22 protein-coding genes and 1 riboswitch are annotated in these 21,288 nt (G+C 55.5%); of the genes, 5 read left to right on the top strand and 17 right to left on the bottom strand.

Annotated elements, in window-relative coordinates; genetic code table 11:
• The first annotated feature begins 51 nt into the window (after positions 1–51).
• A complete protein-coding gene (gene mqnE, locus MJ257_RS17045; protein ID WP_240270363.1) occupies positions 52–1,158 on the top strand; it encodes an aminofutalosine synthase MqnE in 1,107 nt (368 codons plus the stop codon).
• 57 nt (positions 1,159–1,215) lie between these two features.
• Positions 1,216–2,277, top strand: a complete 1,062-nt coding sequence (locus MJ257_RS17040) for an NAD(P)/FAD-dependent oxidoreductase (protein WP_240270362.1) — start codon at positions 1,216–1,218, stop codon at positions 2,275–2,277.
• Between the two features lie 37 nt (positions 2,278–2,314).
• Here the strand turns inward: MJ257_RS17040 and MJ257_RS17035 are convergent, their stop codons facing one another.
• Entirely contained in the window at positions 2,315–2,548 is a 234-nt protein-coding gene (locus tag MJ257_RS17035) for a YuzB family protein (RefSeq protein WP_240270361.1), read from the bottom strand.
• 78 nt (positions 2,549–2,626) lie between these two features.
• Here MJ257_RS17035 and MJ257_RS17030 point away from each other — a divergent pair, with 78 nt between their 5' ends.
• Positions 2,627–2,872, top strand: coding sequence for a NifU family protein (locus MJ257_RS17030; RefSeq protein ID WP_059041097.1), 246 nt, complete (start codon positions 2,627–2,629; stop codon positions 2,870–2,872).
• A gap of 108 nt (positions 2,873–2,980) precedes the next feature.
• Here MJ257_RS17030 and MJ257_RS17025 read toward each other — a convergent pair whose 3' ends face one another.
• From MJ257_RS17025 to MJ257_RS16990, 8 genes are all read right to left on the bottom strand, one after another.
• A complete protein-coding gene (locus tag MJ257_RS17025) occupies positions 2,981–3,754 on the bottom strand; it encodes an SDR family oxidoreductase (RefSeq protein ID WP_240270360.1) in 774 nt (257 codons plus the stop codon).
• 150 nt (positions 3,755–3,904) lie between these two features.
• On the bottom strand, positions 3,905–4,786 hold the full coding sequence (locus MJ257_RS17020) for a MetQ/NlpA family ABC transporter substrate-binding protein (RefSeq protein WP_240270359.1): 882 nt from the start codon (positions 4,784–4,786) through the stop codon (positions 3,905–3,907).
• Positions 4,787–4,850: 64 nt separating this feature from the next.
• On the bottom strand, positions 4,851–5,519 hold the full coding sequence (locus MJ257_RS17015) for a methionine ABC transporter permease (RefSeq protein ID WP_240270358.1): 669 nt from the start codon (positions 5,517–5,519) through the stop codon (positions 4,851–4,853).
• Entirely contained in the window at positions 5,519–6,535 is a 1,017-nt protein-coding gene (locus MJ257_RS17010; protein WP_240270357.1) for a methionine ABC transporter ATP-binding protein, read from the bottom strand. The genes MJ257_RS17015 and MJ257_RS17010 overlap by 1 nt, the downstream gene beginning before the upstream one ends.
• A gap of 106 nt (positions 6,536–6,641) precedes the next feature.
• A riboswitch (SAM riboswitch) is annotated at positions 6,642–6,803 on the bottom strand.
• A gap of 95 nt (positions 6,804–6,898) precedes the next feature.
• The gene (locus MJ257_RS17005) at positions 6,899–7,615 is read right to left on the bottom strand and encodes a Cthe_2314 family HEPN domain-containing protein (RefSeq protein WP_240270356.1); all 717 of its coding nucleotides are present in this window, start codon (positions 7,613–7,615) and stop codon (positions 6,899–6,901) included.
• Positions 7,616–7,629: 14 nt separating this feature from the next.
• Positions 7,630–9,396, bottom strand: a complete 1,767-nt coding sequence (locus MJ257_RS17000; RefSeq protein WP_240270355.1) for a UbiD family decarboxylase — start codon at positions 9,394–9,396, stop codon at positions 7,630–7,632.
• Between the two features lie 131 nt (positions 9,397–9,527).
• Entirely contained in the window at positions 9,528–10,496 is a 969-nt protein-coding gene (locus MJ257_RS16995) for a COX15/CtaA family protein (RefSeq protein WP_240270393.1), read from the bottom strand.
• 138 nt (positions 10,497–10,634) lie between these two features.
• Positions 10,635–11,003, bottom strand: a complete 369-nt coding sequence (locus MJ257_RS16990; protein WP_240270354.1) for a thioredoxin family protein — start codon at positions 11,001–11,003, stop codon at positions 10,635–10,637.
• Positions 11,004–11,168: 165 nt separating this feature from the next.
• Between MJ257_RS16990 and MJ257_RS16985 the strand changes: the two genes are divergently transcribed.
• Positions 11,169–12,461, top strand: coding sequence for a DUF2515 family protein (locus MJ257_RS16985; protein WP_240270353.1), 1,293 nt, complete (start codon positions 11,169–11,171; stop codon positions 12,459–12,461).
• 447 nt (positions 12,462–12,908) lie between these two features.
• Here the strand turns inward: MJ257_RS16985 and MJ257_RS16980 are convergent, their stop codons facing one another.
• The 8 genes from MJ257_RS16980 to MJ257_RS16945 all read right to left on the bottom strand — a co-directional run bounded on the left by MJ257_RS16980 (position 12,909) and on the right by MJ257_RS16945 (position 20,559).
• On the bottom strand, positions 12,909–14,537 hold the full coding sequence (locus MJ257_RS16980) for a putative polysaccharide biosynthesis protein (RefSeq protein WP_240270352.1): 1,629 nt from the start codon (positions 14,535–14,537) through the stop codon (positions 12,909–12,911).
• A gap of 53 nt (positions 14,538–14,590) precedes the next feature.
• Entirely contained in the window at positions 14,591–15,076 is a 486-nt protein-coding gene (locus tag MJ257_RS16975; RefSeq protein WP_240270392.1) for a DUF456 domain-containing protein, read from the bottom strand.
• Positions 15,077–15,086: 10 nt separating this feature from the next.
• The gene (locus tag MJ257_RS16970; protein WP_270406883.1) at positions 15,087–15,830 is read right to left on the bottom strand and encodes a Cof-type HAD-IIB family hydrolase; all 744 of its coding nucleotides are present in this window, start codon (positions 15,828–15,830) and stop codon (positions 15,087–15,089) included.
• A gap of 170 nt (positions 15,831–16,000) precedes the next feature.
• A complete protein-coding gene (locus MJ257_RS16965; protein WP_240270390.1) occupies positions 16,001–16,807 on the bottom strand; it encodes a prohibitin family protein in 807 nt (268 codons plus the stop codon).
• 155 nt (positions 16,808–16,962) lie between these two features.
• Complete coding sequence (locus tag MJ257_RS16960) at positions 16,963–17,844, bottom strand: metal ABC transporter permease (RefSeq protein WP_240270351.1); 882 nt, start codon at positions 17,842–17,844, stop codon at positions 16,963–16,965.
• 1 nt (position 17,845) lies between these two features.
• Positions 17,846–18,799 (bottom strand): metal ABC transporter permease, encoded by a 954-nt coding sequence (locus MJ257_RS16955; protein ID WP_240270350.1) that lies wholly within the window; start codon positions 18,797–18,799, stop codon positions 17,846–17,848.
• Positions 18,800–18,804: 5 nt separating this feature from the next.
• Complete coding sequence (locus MJ257_RS16950) at positions 18,805–19,563, bottom strand: metal ABC transporter ATP-binding protein (protein WP_240270349.1); 759 nt, start codon at positions 19,561–19,563, stop codon at positions 18,805–18,807.
• Positions 19,564–19,584: 21 nt separating this feature from the next.
• Positions 19,585–20,559, bottom strand: coding sequence for a metal ABC transporter solute-binding protein, Zn/Mn family (locus MJ257_RS16945; protein WP_270406881.1), 975 nt, complete (start codon positions 20,557–20,559; stop codon positions 19,585–19,587).
• A gap of 465 nt (positions 20,560–21,024) precedes the next feature.
• On the opposite strand from MJ257_RS16945, the gene MJ257_RS16940 reads away from it, so the two are divergent.
• Positions 21,025–21,288, top strand: a 264-nt coding sequence (locus MJ257_RS16940) for a hypothetical protein (RefSeq protein ID WP_240270348.1), incomplete at its 3' end; no start/stop codon positions are given.

Here is a 21,288-nt window from a genome sequence, read left to right as displayed (position 1 = left end):
ATACAGTTAGGATACGAGGCATTTCATGCATTTGGAAACGGAGGGAACGTCATGTTCACTGTAGTCACCCCAAACACCGATAAGAGAATGGCCGAAATTGTGGACAAAGTCCGGCAAGGCGAACGTCTCACCCTCGAAGACGGTGTCTATTTATATGAAAGCGATGATATATTGACCATTGGCCAATTAGCCAATGAAGTGAATTTGCGCAAGAACGGAAAAAAGGTATATTTCATCGAAAATATGAGCCTCTACTTCACGAACGTCTGCGAATCCCACTGCGCGTTCTGCAGCTTCCGCAAGGATCAAGGAGAAGAAGGGGCTTATACGCTTTCCGGGGAGGAAATGGTCGCTTACGTGAAGCAGCATATCACCCCGGGCGTCCGCGAGTTCCATATCGTGGGCGGACATAACAATCACGTTCCGTTCCAATATTACGTTGATTCTCTCAAAGCGCTGAAAGAGAATTTCCCGGATGTCACAATCAAGGCCTATACGGCAGCGGAAATCGAATTCTTCACCCGGATCAGCGGCCTGAGCACGAAGGAAGTGCTGATCCGCCTGCAAGAAGCCGGCCTTGAATCGTTAACCGGCGGCGGCGCGGAAATCTTGTCCGACCAATACCGGGAGAAGATGAAGGTGGAGAAGGCAAACGTCGACCAATACCTGGACGTCCATCGGACCGCACACCAGTTGGGGATGAAGACGCCAACCACCATGCTGTACGGCTCGATCGAATCCTATGAGGACCGGATTCGCCATATGATGCAAATCCGCGATCTGCAGGACGAAACCGGAGGTTTCCAGGTGTTTATCCCCTTGTCCATGCAGCCGCGCAACAAGAACGCCAGCATCATGCGCCGCAACTCGGCTTACGAGGACCTCAAGACGATCGCGATCAGCCGCTTGATGCTGGACAACATCCAACATATCAAAGCTTACTTCATTAATATCGGCGTTCAGTTGACCCAAGTCGCGTTGGCGTTTGGCGCCTCGGACGTGCACGGTACGATCCTGAAGGAGCAAATCAGCCACGCCGCCGGCGCGCAAACGCCGGAAGGGCTGACGTTGAAAGAGCTGATCTGGCTCGTGAAAGGCGCCGGACGCATCCCGGTTGAGCGGGACACCTTCTATAACGAGATCCGGGTATACGAATAACTCCGTTCGGCAGCAGCCTGCGGCTATTTCACGGCAAAAAAAGGGGAATCGTCACGTATGAGGCAATTCGTTGTGCTTGGGGGAGGATATGGGGGAACGGCCGTCATTCATGAGCTGTTCAAAGCCCCTATTCCTTCGGATGTGCAAGTGGTTCTGGTCGACCGGATGCCTTACCAGAGCCTAAAGACCGAATATTATGCCTTGGCGGCCGGGACGGCCAGCGATCATGAATTGCGCGTCCCTTTCACCGCCTACCCCGGTCTGGTCCTGAAATACGGCGAAGTCGAATCCATCGATATGGACCGGCAGTTGATCCATTTCGCGGAGGAGGATCCGCTGGAATACGACCAACTGGTCATCGCATTGGGTTGTACCGATAACTATCACCATGTACCCGGCGCTGCCGAGTTTTCGTGCAGCGTCCAGTCGTTCGCCTCGACCCGCGAAACCTACATGCGGCTGAACAATACAAGACCCTATGGCAAAATCAACATCGTCGGCGGAGGACTCAGCGGCGTCGAATTGGCCGCCGAGCTGCGGGAAAGCCGCCCGGATCTAAACATTGCGATCATCGACCGCGGGACCCGGCTGCTCTCCGCTTTTCCGGCAAAGGTATCCGATTATGTGGCCAATTGGTTCCACGAGAACGACGTCGAGACCCTGTCGACCATTTCGATCCAGGCCGTGGAATGCGGCGTGATCCATCATGAGCGAGGTGACATCGAATCCGACGTCACCGTGTGGACGGCCGGAATCCAGCCGGCGGCGATCGTGCAAGCGCTGGATGTAGCCAAGGATCGGCAAGGCCGCGTCCTGCTGAATGAGTGGTACCAGATTCCCGAGCATCCCGAGGTGTTCGTCTGCGGCGATTGCGCGAGCTTGCCCTTTTCGCCGAGCGCCCAGGCAGCCGAAGCCCAAGGCGCCCAGATCGGACAAATTACCGGCGCGTTATGGCGGGGCGAGACGCCGCGGCTATCGCAGATTAAGCTCAAGGGGACGCTGGGATCATTAGGCAAAAAAGCCGGGTTCGGCCTGATGGGCCGAACGCAGGTCACGGGCCGCGTCCCGCGCCTGCTGAAGAGCGGCGTACTTTGGATGTCCAAGCATCATATCGGATAAACTAAGACAGGGAGCACAGCCATGGCCTCGAAAGGCCTTATGGATGCGTCTCCCTGATTTTTTGCATAATCCGATCCGCCAGCTGCTCCGCGTCTTCCCCCTCTACCTGTTCGCCGTCAACCAGCACGTACGGGAATAGATAACACGTGCCGCAGGCTGTGAGGCAGCCGTACTCGTACACTTCGCAATCAACCTGCGCTTTCACTTGCCGGATCGCTTCTTCCGTCCCTAAGTTAGCGTTATTCGCACAAAATTCAAGGATCGGTTTCATCTTCCGTCCTCCCCATGAAGAAGCATTTAAATTTTTGACTTTTTGTAATATAATAAGGCAAGAAAGGAGTTGAACACAATGAGTGAACACGTACAAGATAAATTGTATGATGAAGTATTGGAAGTATTGGACAAACTGCGGCCTTTCCTGCAGCGTGACGGTGGCGACGTCGAGCTCGTCGACGTAGAGGACGGCATCGTGAAGCTGAAATTGATGGGTGCCTGCGGCAGCTGCCCAAGCTCCACCATCACCCTCAAAGCCGGGATCGAACGCGCCCTGTTTGAAGAAGTGGAAGGCGTAGAAGAGGTAGTTCAAGTATTCTAATTGGCACTCCATAAATGAATTGCTCTTCAGCAGGAGGGTTTAAACGAACCCGGCCCCCGGCAAATTGCCGGAAGGCCGGGTTTTTTGTTTTGCTTGAAATCAGGTTCTTCAGGAAGGCTTGATCCACGGCCGGATCGGATCGAGTCCGCCGGAAATGTCCATAATGTTGCCGGTAATGAAATCCGAGTCCGGATGACACAAGAAAGCGATCACGCGGGCGATATCCTCCCCGCTTCCCGGACGCCCCAGCGGCGTCTCCCCATCGTGGAGGCCCTGGACCTCCTGAATCGACATCTCCTTTTGGCTCCCGCGGATATCCCCCGGGCAAACCATGTTTACGGTAATGCCGTAAGGCGCTTCCTCGACGGCCAGTGTCTTCGTAAAGGACACGAGTCCGGTTTTCGCTGCGGCGTAGACCGCCCGATGCGGCCAGGCGCGCGATTCGGCGGCATGGCCAAACCCGAAATGAATGATCCGCCCCCACCTTTTCTCCCGCATCCCCGGAAGCACGAGATGATCCAGCAGCAGACTGCCAACGAAATTCCCTTCGATCATGCCCAACAATTCACTCTGGCTGTAGTCGGCAAACAGCTTGCGCTCGCGGATAAACGGCCCGGCATTGTTGACCAGAATATCGATCGTGCCGAGCTGCTCCTTCACCTGCCAGGCCAGATCCTCGATCTGCTCCCGGCGCGAGACGTCGGCTTGCACCGCGATGCAGCGGACGCCCAGACGCTCGATGTCCGATCGGAGGGAGAGCGCTTCCGCTTCGCTATGTACGTAATTCAGCGCGATATGGCAGCCTTGCTCTGCCAGCATCAGCGCTGTTTTCTTCCCGAGGCCCTTGGCGCTCCCGGTAATTAAGGCCACTTTACCGTGCAACGTTCCTTCTCCTCCTCCCAGGTGCAATTATCATTAAGTATAAAAGATTTAAGGGATTCCCACAAACGGACGGGCCTACTTCTCGTTAACCTCCAGTAAGATAAAAAAATTCCCGCTGCATTCACAGCGGGAATCGATAGGCATAACGCTTTAGAATACCGGTACCAAAGCACCTTGGTACGTGTCGTTGATAAACGTTCTGACTTCGTCGGAAGTCAGGGCTTTCGCCAACTTTTGGATCGCGTCGGAGTCCTTGTTGTCCGGACGGGCAACCAGAATGTTCGTGTACGGCGAATCTTTATCCTCGATGAACAAAGCGTCCTTCGTCGGATTCAGCTTCGCTTCCAGCGCGTAGTTCGTATTGATCAGCGCCAGATCCACTTCGGCCAATTGGCGTGGCAGCATCGCCGCGTCGGCTTCGATGATTTTCAGGTTTTTCGGATTTTCGACGATATCCTTTTGCGTTGCGGTGATCCCGGCGTCATCCTTCAGCTTGATCAACCCTTGCTTCTGCAGCAGCAGCAGCGCGCGGCCCCCGTTGGTCGGGTCGTTCGGGATCGCGACTTTCGCGCCGTCCGGAATTTCGTCCGCAGATTTGTATTTGTTGGAGTAAGCGCCAAACGGTTCAACGTGAACCCCTACGACCGGAACGAGATCAAAGCCGTTTTGGGCATTTTGTTCGTCCAGGTAAGGCTGATGCTGGAAGTAGTTGGCGTCCAGTTCTTTTTCATACAGCTGTACGTTCGGCTGCACATAATCGGTGAACTCTTTGACTTCCAGTTCCACGCCTTCTTCCTTCAGCTTAGGCGCAATAAATTTCAAAATATCGGCGTGCGGTACGGTAGCACCTACAACCAGCTTCACCGGCTCGGCTGCGGTTTGGTTGCCCGTATCCGCGGCGTTCCCCTCGGCTGCCGACGATTCTCCTGCCGTGTTTCCTGCTGCTCCGTTATTGGCGGCGTTATTGTTGCCGCAAGCGGCCAATACCAGTACCAATACGAGCGTTAACAAAGATAAAGTCCATTTTTTCATTGCAGGTTCTCCCCCTTAAAAGTGTTTTTTTGAATAAGGATGATTCTATCTATTTAGGTTTTCCTTATTTCCGCGTAAAAAAGATCACCAGCCGGTCTCCCAGCATTTGCAGCACCTGTACCAGAATGACCATGAAAATAACCGAAACGATCATGATCCCCGTCTCATACCGGTAATACCCGTAACGGATCGCCAAGTCGCCGAGTCCGCCGCCGCCGACCATCCCCGACATGGCGGTATAGGACACCAGCGTGACAACGGTAATCGTCATGCCCGCGATCAGGCCGGGCAGCGATTCCGGCAGCAGCACCTTGCGGATGATCTGGAACGAGGAAGCCCCCATCGCCTGGGAAGCTTCGATCACTCCGCGATCAACCTCGCGCAGCGCCGTTTCCACCAGCCGGGCGAAGAACGGGGCTGCCCCGATCACCAGCGGCGGAATCGTGCCTTCCACGCCGGTGGATACGCCCATGATGGCCCGCGTGACCGGAATCAACGCGACAATCAGGATGATGAACGGAACCGAGCGAAGAATGTTGACGATCAGCGAAATCAACCGGTAAACCCATCCTAATACCAAGGATTGGGAACGAGAGAAGGTGAACAGCAGCACCCCGAGCGGGAGCCCGATTACGAAGGTGAACAAGGTGGCATACCCCATCATCTGCAGCGTATCCAGCGTGGCTGTGCCCATTTCCGACCAGTCGATCGTTCCGAAGTCCAGTCCTCCCATTATTCGATCACCTCCACGTCAAGATCGCGTTCCCGCAGGAGCGACAGCGTGCGCTCCACCCGGTCGTCTTCGCCTTCGAACGATACGGTCAATTGACCATACGGGATATCCTTGATCGTTGATATCGTACCTTGCAGGATGGCGAAGTTGACGCCGGTTTCCCGTACGACCTGGGACAACACCGATTCATAGGTTTTCGCGCCCAGGAACGTGATTTTCACCAGCCTGGACCACGCCGGATGCGGGACGGAAGCGGCCAGCTTCACGCCTTCTTCCCCCGCTGCCTCCCGGTGGATAAACTCCCGGGTCACCATGTGCTTCGGCTTCAGGAACACTTCCGTCACCGGCCCTTCCTCCACAATGCCGCCTTCGTGAATCACCGCCACGCGGTCGCAAATGCTTTGGATGACGTGCATCTCGTGCGTTATTAGCAGGATCGTCAGTTGGAACCGCTGGTTGATGTCCAGCAGCAGCTTCAGGATGGAGTCCGTCGTCTGCGGATCCAGCGCCGAGGTGGCCTCGTCGCACAGCAGCACGTCCGGATCGCTGGCCAGTGCCCGGGCGATGCCGACGCGTTGCTTCTGGCCGCCGGAGAGCTGCGACGGATACTTGTGACGGTGCTCCTCCAGGCCGACCAGGGCCAACAGCTCATTGACCTTCTCCGCGATGGCCGCCTTCGGCGTTCCGATCAGCGTCAGCGGAAAAGCGATATTATCGTAAACCGTCGCCGAGGAGAGCAGGTTGAAGTGTTGAAAAATCATCCCGATCTTGCGGCGCCGCTGTTGAAGCTCGCGCTTGCCCAGCTTCGTCAGCTCGACCCCGCCGACCCACACCTCGCCTTCGGTCGGACGCTCCAGCAAATTGATGCAGCGGATCAACGTGCTTTTGCCGGCGCCGGAATGGCCGATGACACCGAAGATTTCCCCTTTGCGAACGCTGAGGTTCAACCCGGACAGCGCGGTGGTCGCCGTTTTTTTCGTGCCATATATTTTGGTAATTCCTTTTAGTTCGATCAATCGGCTAACCTCCTGTTTCTAGCATGGACAATTATCGACCGGCGTATGAAAAAAAGAAAAGAGCCCCTACAGATTCAAAGGGCTCTCTCTACGTAAAGACAATGCCTTCTCATCTGCCAAAACCATCTGCTAACAAACGCATTGGTTTTGAAGGAATTAGCACCATGACATTCGGTCCCATGACGACGCGGCTTAATACTTCCGCGATCACGGGCGAATCGGTTGCTGGGCTTCATCGGGCCTTTCCCTCCGCCTCTCTCGATAAGAAAAATATGAAATTTTAAAGTCGTGTAATGAAACTATTGATGAGTATAATGAGTTTTGCCCATTTTGTAAAGAGGAAAAATAAGAACGGCAATCGGTTTAGACCGCCGCTATTTTTTTCCAACGTTGATTGATGTAGTCGAACGTCGTGAAATACGTGTCGCAAACCATGCGGTACCCTTGCTCCAGCTCGCGAATGTGCTGGTCCAGGTCCTCCAGGGCAACCTTCCCGAACAACGCCTGATGCCGCTGCCACAAGTCGTCCTTCATCTCCGAGTTCATGTAGTGAATCTCCGTGTTTCTCCGGCGCCGCAGAACGCCAAGCGCCTCCCGGTTGGTCTCCTTGATGGCGTTCAGCCGGTTTCCAAGCTCCGTATGGGTCTTCAGATAAGCAAATTGGCGCAGCACGGTAAAATAAGAGAAATGCGTCTTCACCTTCGACGTATTCAGATCAAACAGCTCGTTCAGCACCGTCCCGAGCTTGTCCAGCGCCGAGAACACCCGAATGAAGCCATCCTTGTAGAAGTAGACATACCTCGCGTAATCGGCCCGTTCAACCGGATCCATGTCCTCGACAAATTCGGTGCGGACCTTTTTGCGGAAAAAGGCCGCAGCGAACAAACATTGTTCGAGTTCATCCAACGAAGAGATCAAGCCATGGACCCAAATCTCCAGCTTGCGGAAATCATGGGAAGGATCCTGATGCTCTTTGATTTCCTTTTGCAGCAGCCGGATCGTCTGCATCATCGCGTCGATCGTTTCGGCCAACCGACCCTCGTTTTGCCGAGGCGGCTCGCCCAGCAAGCTTCGCAGCATAGGCATTCCCCGTTTCACAGAAAGTAGGATTTCCAACGCTGATCCACTAAGGACACGACGTCCTCTTGCGGGAACAGCTCATCCGGATAACCCGGCTTCATGCGGGCATCGATCACCAGCGGCAACCCGTAGGCCAGATGATGCTGGCGGACCTCGGAGGCGGCGTAAGTATCGCTAGCCGGATTAAAGCGCGTAAACACCGTCCACAGGAAGGCCGTTTGATCCTGGGTCGCCGCTTCGGCGTTATCCACCAGCACCACCAGCGGCCAGGCGGTCCCGCGCTCGCGCAGCCGGCCAAGCAGCCGACCGGCAAGCTCCGGCTCGTCCTCATAGGATGCACCGGAAACGACAAGACATCCGTCATGAAAAACTTGGATGCTGTCGATTTCGGTTATTTCGCCTTCCTCATACGCACGAGGCAATTCCCGTACGGGATCGCCGACACCGATCAGAATGGCCTTGCTGCCATGATTCAGTTTATGGCCGGTATAATCCAGCGTGTCATGGGACGTATTGTTGAGAATAAACAGATCCGTGCGCGGATCGAAACGCTCCAGCACCGTCTTAAGCAGCAAACGAAAATCCGCCAGATCGATCAGCTTGTCCGTCAGCATAAGGAATTTGGTCAGCGAGAGCTGTCCTTCCCCCAGAATGCGGAACGCCGACACGAGCGCTTCGCGGGAGTAGCTTTCGCGAACCACGGCTGAGCTGAGCGCATGGAACCCGCTCTCCGCATACGTCCAAAGGGAGCGAACGTTCGGCATTACGATCGGGAACGCCGGCGACAGCAGCTTTTGCAGGAAGTCGCCTAAGTAATAATCCTCCTGGCGCGGTTTGCCGACGATCGTTGCCGGGTAGATGGCATCCTTGCGATGCCACATATGGTTGACGTGCAGCACCGGGAATTCATGCTGCAAGGAATAATATCCGAAATGGTCGCCGAACGGACCTTCAAGACGTCGTTCGTGCGGCGGCACCAGTCCGGAAATGGCGAATTCCGACTCGGCCGGAATGCGATGGCCGCCCAGCGGGTTCTCCGCCATCGGCAGCTTCTCGCCCAGGATAAACGAAGCTACGAGCAGCTCGGACAAATGCTCGGGTACCGGCGAAATCGCCGAAGCGACCATAGCCGGCGGTCCGCCCAAGAATACGGAAACCGGCAACGGCTCGCCGCGTTTCTCGGCTTCGTGGTAGTGGAAACCGCCGCCTTTCTGAATTTGCCAGTGCACTCCGGTCGTCTGGTCATCATACAATTGGATCCGGTACATGCCCAGGTTGTTTTCTTTTGGCTGCAACGGATTTTCCGTATACACAAGCGGCAGCGTAATAAACGGACCGCCGTCTTTCTGCCAGCTCGTCACTTTCGGCAGATCCTTCAGCGGCGCTTCCGTCCGGCAGACCCCGAGAATCGGGGCTTCGTTCTTGGATACGGTTTTCATGCCGACCTTCAACACATCGCGGATCAGCCCGCGTTCGTTCCAAATCGCTTTGGGCGTCGGCGGCAGCAGTTTATGTATGGCCTCGACCAGTTGGTTAGCAAGCATTTCGGGACGGGGACCAAAAGCCATCTCCACGCGACGAGGCGTTCCGAACAGGTTCGTTGCCACCGGAAACGGGGTTCCTTTGACATTGGTGAACAGCAAAGCCGGGCCGCCGTCATCAATGACCCGCCGGTGAATTTCGGCCAACTCCAGGTAGGGGTCGACGGGCACGTCGATGATGGCCAGGTCGTTTTCTTTTTGCAGCGCATCGATCCATTGCCGCAGGTTCTTGTAAGTCATCTCGTTGATCCTCCTATAGGACGGGGTTGTCGCTCAGTCGTCGCAGTACGTTCGCTTATAGAGAAAAGTATACCTTACCTTAGCGGTTGCCTGTGCGCCCGTCATTCTACAGATTCATGACAATCACGTGGTCAAACCGCCTTGCCGGCCGGCGGCGCTTGTACCTCTGCCGTACGGCTAAGTTGCCAGGTTCGGACGCTAAGGTAGCATAAAACTCCAAATAAAGCGGCCAGCACGATAATGTGCGCCAGCGAGGCAAACAGGTAAACATGGTAATTATTTAACGTCAGCACGATGGTCGCCCCGGTAAACACCTGAATGATCACCAGCAGCGTTGCGGCGACGCCCAGCTTGCGGATTTCCGGTAATCCGGGATGCTTGCGGAAGGCAAAATGGCCAACCGTCGCGATCACGACCAGCAGCAGTGCGGCCGCAACCCGGTGGATGAAGGCGATGCCTTCGCCCCCGGACAATCCGGGAACAAGCTGCCCGTTGCATAATGGCCAACCGCTGCACCCGCCGGCCGAGTCCGTATGGCTGACATAAGCGCCGATATAAACGACGATATACGTGTAGCCGGTAGCCAGCCAGGTCAGGTTGCGGAACGCTTTGGACACGCGGGCCGCCGGGGCATGGGCTTGGGACGCCGCGCCGGCTTGTCCGCGTTCTTCCTGACGGACGCCCAGCACCAGCATGATCGAGCTGGCGAAGGCGATCAACGAAAACCCGAAATGCAGCGCCATAACGGCGGATGACGTGGGATAGATCACCGCCATCGCCCCCATGACGGCTTGCACCATGACGAAGATCAAGGCCAACAGGGAGTACAGTTGCAGGTCTTTGCGGTTCTTCCGGTACAACCAAAAGGCGACAAACGCCGCCAAAGAAAACAATCCGGCCGCCCCGCTGACGGCGCGGTGGGAATATTCGATCATGGAAGCAAGCGTATGAGCGGGTACAAATTTCCCGTAACACAGCGGCCAATCATTGCCGCAGCCCAGTCCCGATTCGGTTTTGGTCACGACGCTGCCACCTAGCGTGGCCAGGAACATGACGAAGCAGGACGCGTAACTGAGCCATTTCAAATATTTCGTATTCAAACGGTTCACACCTTTTAGTTAATCGCTAAATCCCTTTCATTATAACCGATGAAGCAACCTCTTTCATAGAAAATGTTGAAAAATAGACACCGCCGCAAAGGAAACCCTTGCGGCGGTGTGAGGAATATAATGGCGGTTTTACAACGTATCGCGAGTCTCCGGCGTGTCATGCAGCGTGTGGTACACGTCCAACGCTTTGTTCAGGAAATTCTCGATTTCCTCGCGGGATTTCCGCAATTTGTTGACGTATCGGACCAGCTCGCGGCCATCGGTATAGGCGACGAAGCTCGGGATGCCCAGAATGTTCTGCTCCTGGCTGACATCGCCGACCTGGTCGACATCGACCTCGATCAGCGTCAACCGGCCTGCGTACTTCTCCTCGACGTCAGGCATAAACGGATCTATGAATTTGCAATCCCCGCACCAGTCGGCCTTGAACACGGCCACGATCAGGTTGCTGGATTGGATGCTGACTTGAAATTCCGCGGGGGACGTTATTTTTTTCATTGGCAATCCTTCCTTTCCTCTAAGGTACTTCTAGTCAACCAAAACCGGGAGTGGAAGTCAAATATTTCGGACATACTGATAAAATATTATGCCTTGTCGGCCGCTAAATATTCAGCGCTCGGCAAGCTTTGAAAGCCGCTCGGACAGAAGGGAGGGCGTAACCCCATGGGTGACCCCCGTCAGACCAAGGGGAAGGCGGTCCATCTGCGAAGATTGATGTACCGCCTTCCCGCCGCTTTTTCAACTATGTTCAGAAGCAAAACCGCCTCGTTTTCCGATTCGTCCCGAATGCGGAAAGAGACGGTATCTTTGGGCTGGAACGAAGCGGCTGCCCGCACGGTCATCACCGACATCGAGGAGCAGTTGCGGCGTACCGCGCCCTCCAGACCATCGGCAGGGGAAGAGTATAGCGCCGAGGATTTGCGGCTGGTCGAAGCCATCGCCGAGGAAACGCGGCTGGCCGGGGCTAACAACATCAGCCGGACGGCAGCTTATCTCGCCTGCTACCAAGCCTGCCCCGAGCTGCATTGGGCGTTTCTCGCGCATATGGTCTCGCGGAATGCCGGCTGGAATATGACGGACTTGCACAGCAGCCGGATGGCCGATGTCATCGACGCCGAGGAGAAACGGCTTACCTACCGCTTTCTGGAACGGAGCAACGCTTTGATTTTCCAGGATGCCTACCCGCAGCTGAGATTGTATATGAAGAGCCGGGAGCTTGGGGCCAGCCGATTCCACCTGTTGCCGTATTTTCATGTCTCCGGCTTTATGCGGCCGTTCTGGGAACGGTTTTGGATCGACCGTGGGAGCGCCTTGCTCACCGTCGGGCTGATCATCAACGAGCAGAATTATATCGAAAAGCGCGTGGTGCGCCATCCCTATTTCCAGAAACACGTTACGGGAAAAATGAACTTTCGCCTGTTCAGCCTGGCCGGATTAAACCAGGTGGTGTTCCCGCTGAGCGAACAGGCGGAGGGGGACGGGGCTGCCGGGAGTGAGGCGCGCCGCCTGGCGGGGCGCACCGTCTCCGACTTCGGCAGCCTGCCTGCCCGCATCGCGTTAGGCAAAAGCCTGTACGCGATGCTCATGGGCTACCGCGCCGTGCGCAGCGGCGCGGAGCGGTTCGCCGCTCGCGTGCCGCACAGCGGCTCGCGGGCGGATTATTGGCCGGAGCTGTTCACGGCCAATTTGGAAGAAGCTCTGACCGCCAAGGTGCAGGGGTCAGAGCTTCTGGAGCATGAGACGCTGCCGCCGGGCCAGCGTCTCTACAGCCCCAAGCTGCTGAGCGCTTGGGGCGACACCGCCTATGAGCCAATCTCCCGGGAGGATTGGCTCAAGGACACCCGCGCGCTGGATGGCATCAGCGCGCCGAAGGCGCCGTTCCTGTGCGACATCAGCCGGTCGCACCGGAACGGCATCCTCGAAACCGCATTGGTGCACGATGCGGCGGAGGAGTGAGGAGCGTCGACCCGCGGAGGGGCCCCTCTTGTGCAGCTTGTTTTGCACCATTATCCCGTATAATCAGGTAGCTGGACAATAACCATTCGGGTGCTTCCCCCCGCAACTGTCCACTTCTGCTTCCCTGAACCAAAGGGATAATCATGCAAAGAGCTGCACGCATATGACCGCGGAGCGGGAGCAGCCCCTCTCGCAACTTTTGCTTCCCTGAACCAAAGGGATAATCATGCAAAGAGCTGCACGCATATGACCATAGGGCGGGAGCAGCCCCTCTCGCAACTTTTGCTTCCCTGAGCCAAAGGGATAATCGTGCAAAGAGCAGCACATATGACCATAGGGCGGGAGCAGCCCCTCTCGCAACTTTTGCTACCCTGAGCCAAAGGGATAATCATGCAAAGAGCTGCACCATATGGCCATAGGTCGGGAACTCCCAGAGGCAATCTTATCCTACCCCACCTGCCGCCCTCCGCGCTGCAACCGCATCAGCGGGGACAGCACCTTGCGAAGCGGCGCCGGGTAACCGGCCAGCTCGTCCTTCCGGACGACGCGCAGCAGGATGAGCAGCACCGGATACAACGCGACGACCGCCACGCCAACGATGCAGCAAGTCAGGAAGAATGCGACGCGCGCCGGCATCAGATCCACCATTTGGATTCCGGCCTGGTTCAAGCCATAGCCGATACCGGACAACGCAACGACCGTCACCAGGAACCCGCCCCAGCGGCTTCCCATCAAGGAAAACGGCACGATTTGCTTCATCGTCCGCACATTTAACAGCGTGATGACGAGGAAGCAGAGACCGGTGGCGATAATGATGCCATAAATCCCCCAAAACTGAGCAAGCACGTAGCTGGCTGCCAGCTTCACGAGAATCCCGATCGCCACGTGCACCATCGACAAGTTGGCTTTGCCTACCCCAAGCAGAATCGAGTTACTGGTCATCATCGTGATCTGGAAAATCGTAGCGAACGTCAGCAAAGCCACGATGCTGCTGCCGTCCCGGGTACTGAACAACAGCCCGTTCACGGAATAGGCCGCCGTGCCCAACGCGAGAATGATCGGCATCCCGCTCAGCACCGCAACCCGCATCGCCAAGGTCACTTGACGCTGCAAATGCTCCTGGTCTTTTCGCGCATACGCGGCGGAGATGATCGGCACCAGCGATTGGCTCAGCGCAATCGCCAGAATCGGCGGAATGCCGGCGATCATCTGGGCCCGATTCCCGAGAATACCGAGGATATACGTTGCTTGTCCCGAGCCGATCTGCCCGGTCAGCAGCGGCTTCAGGATCGAATTGTCGATGAAGTTGACGGCAGGCACCGCCAGCGCGGTCAACACGATCGGAATCGACAGTTTGAAGATTTCCGCGTAAATCCGCTTAAACGGCAGACGATCGGACTCGCCACGCGGTTTTCCTTGCCCCTCGGTCTGGTCCTTCCGCTGCAATTTCATGCTGTAAACCAGCATGACGATCAACGCCGCCACGCCGCCAAGTACCGCACCAAAGGTTGCGCCCGCCGCAATCTGCTCGCCCGAGTACCCCCAGTTAAACAGAACGAATGCCAAAATAATGCCGGTGGCCACCCGCACGATTTGTTCGATCACCTGCGAAACTCCGCCCGCGATCATGATGTTCCGGCCCTGCAGATAACCGCGTATAATGGCGATCAGCGGAAACAGCAGAAGTGCGGGAGCCAGGGCCCGAATGGCGACCACCGATTCCGGAACGCCGGATGCTTCAGCATAATATGGCGCGAGAACAAACAGCAGCGCGAACATTACCACGCCTGCCGCGCCCGCAAACAAAAGCGCCGCCTGATAGACGCGACGCGCTTCCTCCGGCCGGTTCAGCGCATGCCGCTCCGACACCATTTTGCTCAGCGTGCTCGGAATGCCAGCCGTCGCTAAAGTTAGCAGCATGAAATACGCCGCATTCGCTTGCGAATAGGACGCGTTCCCGATGTCTCCGAGGATGTGCTCCAGCGGAACCCGCTGGAACAAGCCAAGCACCCTCGCGATCAGCGCGGCCCCCGCTAATATTAACGTACCTTTGATGAACGATTCCTTCTTGGACAAAACCGATTCCTTCTTTCCCGCAATCCTGATGAGTGCAAACTGAAATTCATAAGTTAAAACGAGACGATCCAGATGATGAAGGCGACGATCATGACCAGCTGCAAAATCACTTTGACGACCATGCTGCTAAACAAGCCAACGACCGAGCCGACGCCGACTTTGAATGACTTGGACAGCGACTCGCCCTTGATCAATTCCCCGATCATCGCGCCAAGCAGCGGACCCAGCACCAAGCCGAAAGCCGGGATCACAAACGGGCCGACGATGATGCCAATCGTACTGAGCCATACCGACAGCTTGCTGCCGCCGAATTTTTTAACCCCCCAAGCCCCGACCGCATAGTCCGCCACCATCAGCACGACAACGATCAAGGTTTGCAGGATCCAGAAGAACGGGCCAAACGGCTCGAACGAGAAAAACCACCCATACACGAAAAAGGCAAAATAAACGGCCAGTACCCCAGGCAATACGGGATACACGGCTCCAGCCATCCCTACGGCAAACAGGGCGATCACCAGAATCCAACCCAGCACGGTCAGCGCCATCTTCTCACTCCCCCGTCAAAATATAATCCCGAATGATCCAGGCAATTCCATCCTCATTATTCGACGTGGTCACGACATCGGCCTTCTCCTTCACGGCCTCTTGAGCGTTCCCCATCGCTACGCCAAGCCCCGCGGCTTCGATCGCCGCCAAGTCGTTCAAGCTGTCGCCAACCGCTACGACCTCGGACATCTCTAGCCCAAGCAGCCCGCAAACCGTGTCGATCCCGCTGGCTTTGCTGATTCTCTTCGGATTAATTTCCAGATTGTGCGGGGACGAATTCGTAATTTCGAGGCCGCCCATCTCCTGCAGCTGCCGCAAAATTTCTCCCCTCACCTCGTCGTCCTCGGTAAAATATCCAAACTTCATCCATTGATTCCGTTCCAATAATTCCGGTTCCCAATTCGTTTCGTTATAGCTGCCTTCGACGGCGTAGGCCCAAAACCAGACCTTCTTTTCCCGGGAAATGTCGTACATTCGCGAAACGAAAGATCGATCGAGCAATACCCGGCGGTACAGCTCATGCGGCGACTTCCAAACCTCGCTCCCGTTCACGGTGATCATCGGCGTTCCCAAACCTAATTGATCCCCGTACGGAACTGCCTCTTGATAACCGCGTCCCGTCGACAAGCAGACATGCACCCCGGCAGCCGCCGCCTTGCGAATCCAGCGTTCCGTCTCCGGCGTAATTTGATGTTCATCATTAAGCAGCGTACCATCCATATCGAGCGCCAACAGTTTGTATTTCAACAACAGACAGCTCCCCTATCCGCAATATGTTCTACTCTCTAAACAGCATACCGACATTTTACCATAATCCCGGATTCCGACAAAGCTCGGGGACACGCTGCGAAGCAGGCCGCAAACCCGAAAAAGCCGCCCTTGAAGGCGGCTAGGTTCGGTTCCACTTCGATTTTATTTTAGCGCTGACTGGTCAGCGACTGGATGTCGATGAATGGCGTGGCGCCTCCCGTCACTTGCGGGAGCTTGCCGTCCCATTTTTCCAACGCTTTCTCCTGCACCTCGATCTGCTTCAGTTGCACCAACTCCGGCGTTACCTCCTGCTTCTTCAACTTAAGCGATTCGGCCTCGGCTTCCGCCTGGGCAATCTTCTGCTGCGCTTCAATCTGGATCCGCTTCAGGTCGTTGCTGGCTTTCAGCGCTTGCTGCTGAGCGACCTGCTTCGCTTCGATCGACTGGTTAAACGCGTCGGAGAACTTGAAATTGACGATATTAATTTCGTTAACGATTAAGTCGTATTTTGCCAGACGGGCAGTCAGATGCTCGCTGATCTCTCCGGCGACGATGTCGCGTTTGGCGATCAAATCCTCGGCCTGGTAGCGAGCCGTCACTTCTTTGACGATTTCCTGCACGGCCGGGTTAATGATGACCGTATCGTAATTGCCGCCGATATTGTTCATCAGATTGTAGGCCGAATCCTTGTTCACCGAATAGTTGACGGCGACGTGCGTGGATACCGGCTGCAAGTCCTTGGAGGAAGCGGTCGTATCCGTTTCCGTTTTGGTGACCTGCGTATTCACTTGAATGACGGTTTGAATAAACGGAATTTTGAAATGCATGCCCGGGGATAAAACATTGTCGTTCAACTTCCCGAACGTTTTGTACAATCCGACGTGTCCGTATTCTACCTGCGAGTAGCTGTTTGACCCGACGATCAGCACGACGATGACGATGATGGCCGTGGAAATCCATTTTCCCAACGGCATACTCTTCTTTGGATGTTGCTGCGTCCCTGCCTCCATATGAATCCCTCTCCTTAAGATATGTTCTTGCCGGACCTTTAGCCGGCTAATTATATCAGGTAATACGGGGAGGGCTGCCACTTGGTAGCAAAAACGAGGCAAATGCTGTCATTTTCGGGTTAAACCGCCGCCGAGTTCAGCCGTTTCCGTTTGCCGAACCGGGCGATCAGGCCGTGCTTTGGAGAGCCGACGAACGCCAGCAGGAACAAGATGCCGGCGACCGTCACCATCGAACCGGCTATGGAAGCATCCAACCATTTGGCGGCGTAGTAACCGCCAGCGGCGCTGATCGCCCCGATCAGCACGCTATACCCCAGCATGACGCTGAGCCGATCCGTCAGCAGATAAGCCGCGGAAGCCGGGATGATCAACATGCCGACGACCAGGATCGCGCCTACGCTCTCAAAGGAAGCGACCGTGGACAACGAAACGAGCCCCATCAGCAAATAGTGGAACAAGGCGACCGGAATGCCTATCGCAGCCGCCAGCGCCGGATCGAAGGCACATAGCTTAAACTGCTTGTAGAACAGAAGGATGGCCGCCAGCACGAGGAGCAGTGTCCCGCCCAGCATCCAGACGGCGATCGGCCCCATATCGTAGCCGTTCCAAATCCAGGTATCCCACTGCACGTAGGCGATCTCGCCGAACAATACGCAATCCAAATCCAGATCGATATGTGAAGCGTTCCGGCTGATCAGGATCACGCCGACGGCAAATAGCGCGGTAAACACGATGCCGATCGAGGCATCGGATTGCAGGCCGCTTTGCTGCAGCGCCTGGATCAGGAAAACCGTGACGAGCCCTAGGACGGCCGCTCCGATCAGCATCAGCATGGAGTCCCGCGAGCTGCTGATCAGAAACGCGATGGCGATGCCCGGCAGCACGGAGTGGCTGATGGCATCCCCGACCATGGCCATTTTCCGCAAAATCAGAAAGCAGCCTAAAATTCCGCATGTCGCCGCCACCAGCGTGCCGGTCAAAATAATCCAAAAATCGGCCATGTTATTCCGCCCCCCTTTCGACCGCGTTCCCGGCTTGCCGGATCATCGCCAACTCCGCAGGTTGTTGCATTTCGCTTCGGCTGCGCCAGCGACGCACCCACTTCATCAACAGCCCCCGATTCGGCGCAAACACGGCGGAGCCGAAAAACAACGCAGTGGCCGCCAGCACCGTCACCGGACCGGTCGGCAGATTCGACAAGGTTGAACTGATCAGCGTGCCGGTGACCCCCGACAGCGCTCCGAAGACGCCGGCCAGCACGACCATGGTACCTAACGCGTCGGTCCAGTACCGGGCGGCAACCGCCGGCGTAATGAGAAGGGCGGCCACCAGTACCACGCCCACGGCCTGAATTCCCACGACGACCGCCACGACGGTCATGAGCAGCAGCAGCTGTTCAAGGAAGGCAACTTTGAGCCCCATGCCTCTGGCAAAGCCGGGGTCGAAGCTCACCAGCTTAAACTCCTTAAAGAGCAGCGCGCAAATCACGATGAGCAGCACGGACACCGCGCCCATCAGATATACGTCCGCCAGCATCATCGAGGCTGCCTGCCCAAACATGTATTTGTCGAGCCCGCTCTGATTCCCGTTGCCGCTGTGCTGGATTTTGGTCAGCATCACGATTCCGATGCCGAAGAACACGGACAGTACGATGCCAAGCGCTGCATCCTGCTTAATCCGCGTATAACGGGTAATTGCGGAAATGCCAAACGTCGCCGCCATCCCGGCGAGGATCGCGCCGAGCATAAACAAGCCCACCGATTTGACGCCGCTTAGCATAAATGCGATGCAAATCCCCGGCAACGCGGCGTGCGCCAACGCATCCCCAAGCAAGCTTTGCTTGCGCAGGAAGGTGAAGGAGCCGATAACGCCGCTGCCTAAGCCCAATAGCAGGGATCCCATCAAGATCCACTGCAGGTTCGGATCGGTAACCCATTGCCACAATGTCGTTAGCATCGCCGTCACACCGTCCCTGCGGGCACAGGGCCGAAATCCGCCAGCATGGCGATTCTTCCGCCGTACGTCTGGTGTAAATGATCCGGCGTAAACGTCTCCCCGGTGGGGCCAGCGGCAATCAATTCGCCGTTTAACAGCAGCACGTGATCGAAGTATTCCTTAACCGTGGATAAATCGTGATGTACGACCAGCACCGTTTTCCCCTGCTCCTTCAATTCGTGCAGCAGGGCGATGATCGCTTTTTCCGTGGTGGCGTCCACGCCGGCAAACGGTTCATCCATAAAATACACCTGCGCGTTCTGCGCCAATGCCCGGGCCAGGAACACGCGCTGCTGTTGGCCGCCGGACAACTGGCTGATCTGGCGGCCGGCATACTCCGCCATCCCTACCTTGGCCAAACACTCGAGGGCAATCTGCCGTTCCTTCGCCCCGGGGCGGCGAAACCAGCCAAGCTGGCCGTAACGTCCCATCATCACCACGTCTAGCGCATTCGTCGGGAAATCCCAATCGACCGATTCGCGCTGCGGCACATAACCGATCAATTTGCGTTGTTCCCGGTAGGACCGACCGTAGATGCGTACTTCGCCGTCCAGGGTCGGAAGCAACCCCATCACGGCTTTCAACAGCGTCGATTTCCCCGCTCCGTTCGGGCCGAGAATCCCGATCAACTGCCCCTCCGGGATTTGAAAAGATACCGATCGCAACACCGGCTTTTTCTGATAAGCGACCGTTAATCGGTTAACTTCAAGCGGATAACCATTCATCTCTGCACTCCCTTTCTGCATTTATTTCAACGCCTCAACGATCGTGTCGACATTATGCCGGACCATGTGAATGTACGTGTCCGCCTCCGAACCGGCTTCGCCCAAGGAATCGGAATACAGCTCGCCGCCGATCTTGACCGTATGCCCCAGCTCTGCGGCTCCGGCGATGACGGCCTCCATCGATTTAGTGGGGATGCTCGATTCCACGAACACGGCCTTGATCTTGTTCTCGACCAAGAAGTCCCGAAGCTTGGCGACGTCCTTCGAACCGTATTCCGCCGCCGTGCTGATTCCCTGCAGCCCCATCACTTGGATGCCGTAAGCATCTCCGAAGTAACCAAACGCATCGTGGGCCGTCACCAACACCCGATCCTGCTCGGGGATTTCGGCGATCCGTTCCTTGATTTCCGCATCCAGCTTCTCCAATTCGCCGATATACGCCTCGGCGTTCTTCCGGTAAACGTCCGCATGGTCCGGATCATAGGCCGACAACGTGTCACGGATCGTTTGGGTCGCCGTCATCCAGTGCCGAACGTTAAACCAGATATGCGGGTCGTACTGCGTGCCGCCGGCATTCGCGCCGGAGCGCAGCAAGGCCGGGTCGATATCCTTCGAGACCGCCACGGTCCGCTTCCTCTGCTCCAATTTCTCGAAAATTTCCGTCATTTTCCCTTCCAAATGCAGCCCGCCGTAAAACACGACCTCCGCATTGTCCAGCTTCTCGATATCCCCTTGCGACGCCTTGTATAAATGGGGGTCCACCCCCGGTCCCATCAGTCCGGTCACCTCGACCTGCTTGCCGCCGACTTCCCGTACGACATCCGTAATCATCCCGATCGTGGCCACCACCTGTATCGGGGTATCGTCCGCCGAACGTCGGATTTGATCCGCCTGACCTTCTACTTTGGAACAGGCCGCCAATACGATCAGCGCCAATACGCCTAACGTCATTTTGGCCCTTTCAAACGGGCTTTTCTTCACCTTCAGCTCATCCATTTCGCTTCTCCTCTCTCCCAAATCACTCAATGTTGTACAAGTAAACACTTGTTTGCTTCGGCTTTGTTTTTTAGTCATATATAAAAATGTTTCCTTAGTGAAAATTTTAAGCAAGGAATTGCCAAAAAGCAAGAGTTTTTTCTCTTTGGGATATCTCGACAACATGAAGGGATGCCCTCCCTTATTCGATAAGAAGGCGCTTTACAATTGAAAAATGAGAAACCTGACGTCTGATGACGTGGGTTTCTCAACATGTTAAGAGGCTTCGCCAATTCTATAAGTTCTAAATGCAAGTGGTGTAAATTCCCCAAGATATCTACTTGGCTTTTAATAAAGAAATTTTTTATCACTGAAACACGGTACAGCCGTTTCTTAAACTTCCAATCTATCAAAACCAAAAAAGACAACTATTTTCTTTTTTATTCCATTGTTGTATGAATAAAGTAAAATCGAGGAGGTGTTTTTATGAAAGTCAAAGTACAGAATAGTATAGCTTTATTGCCAAAAAAGTTTTTATTCATTTTTTTTCTATCGTTTGCTTTAGTTCTATCCTGCATCCCAATAACTTCATATGCTTCTAACATATCCGAAGAAGAGTTAGTCTTCCAATCAGTTCAAAATTTTTATGAGAGTTTAAATACTCAAGATCGTGAATTATACCTAAATTCAATTGCTAATGCTTCTTCAAAAGTAAATCAATATCTTGCAGACAACTTAGAGGAGAGATCC

It is taken from the genome of Paenibacillus timonensis (genome assembly GCF_022427145.1).
Classification (GTDB): domain Bacteria; phylum Bacillota; class Bacilli; order Paenibacillales; family Paenibacillaceae; genus Fontibacillus; species Fontibacillus timonensis.
Note: the sequence above shows the minus strand (reverse complement) of the source record. Positions and strands in the feature narration are given on the sequence as shown.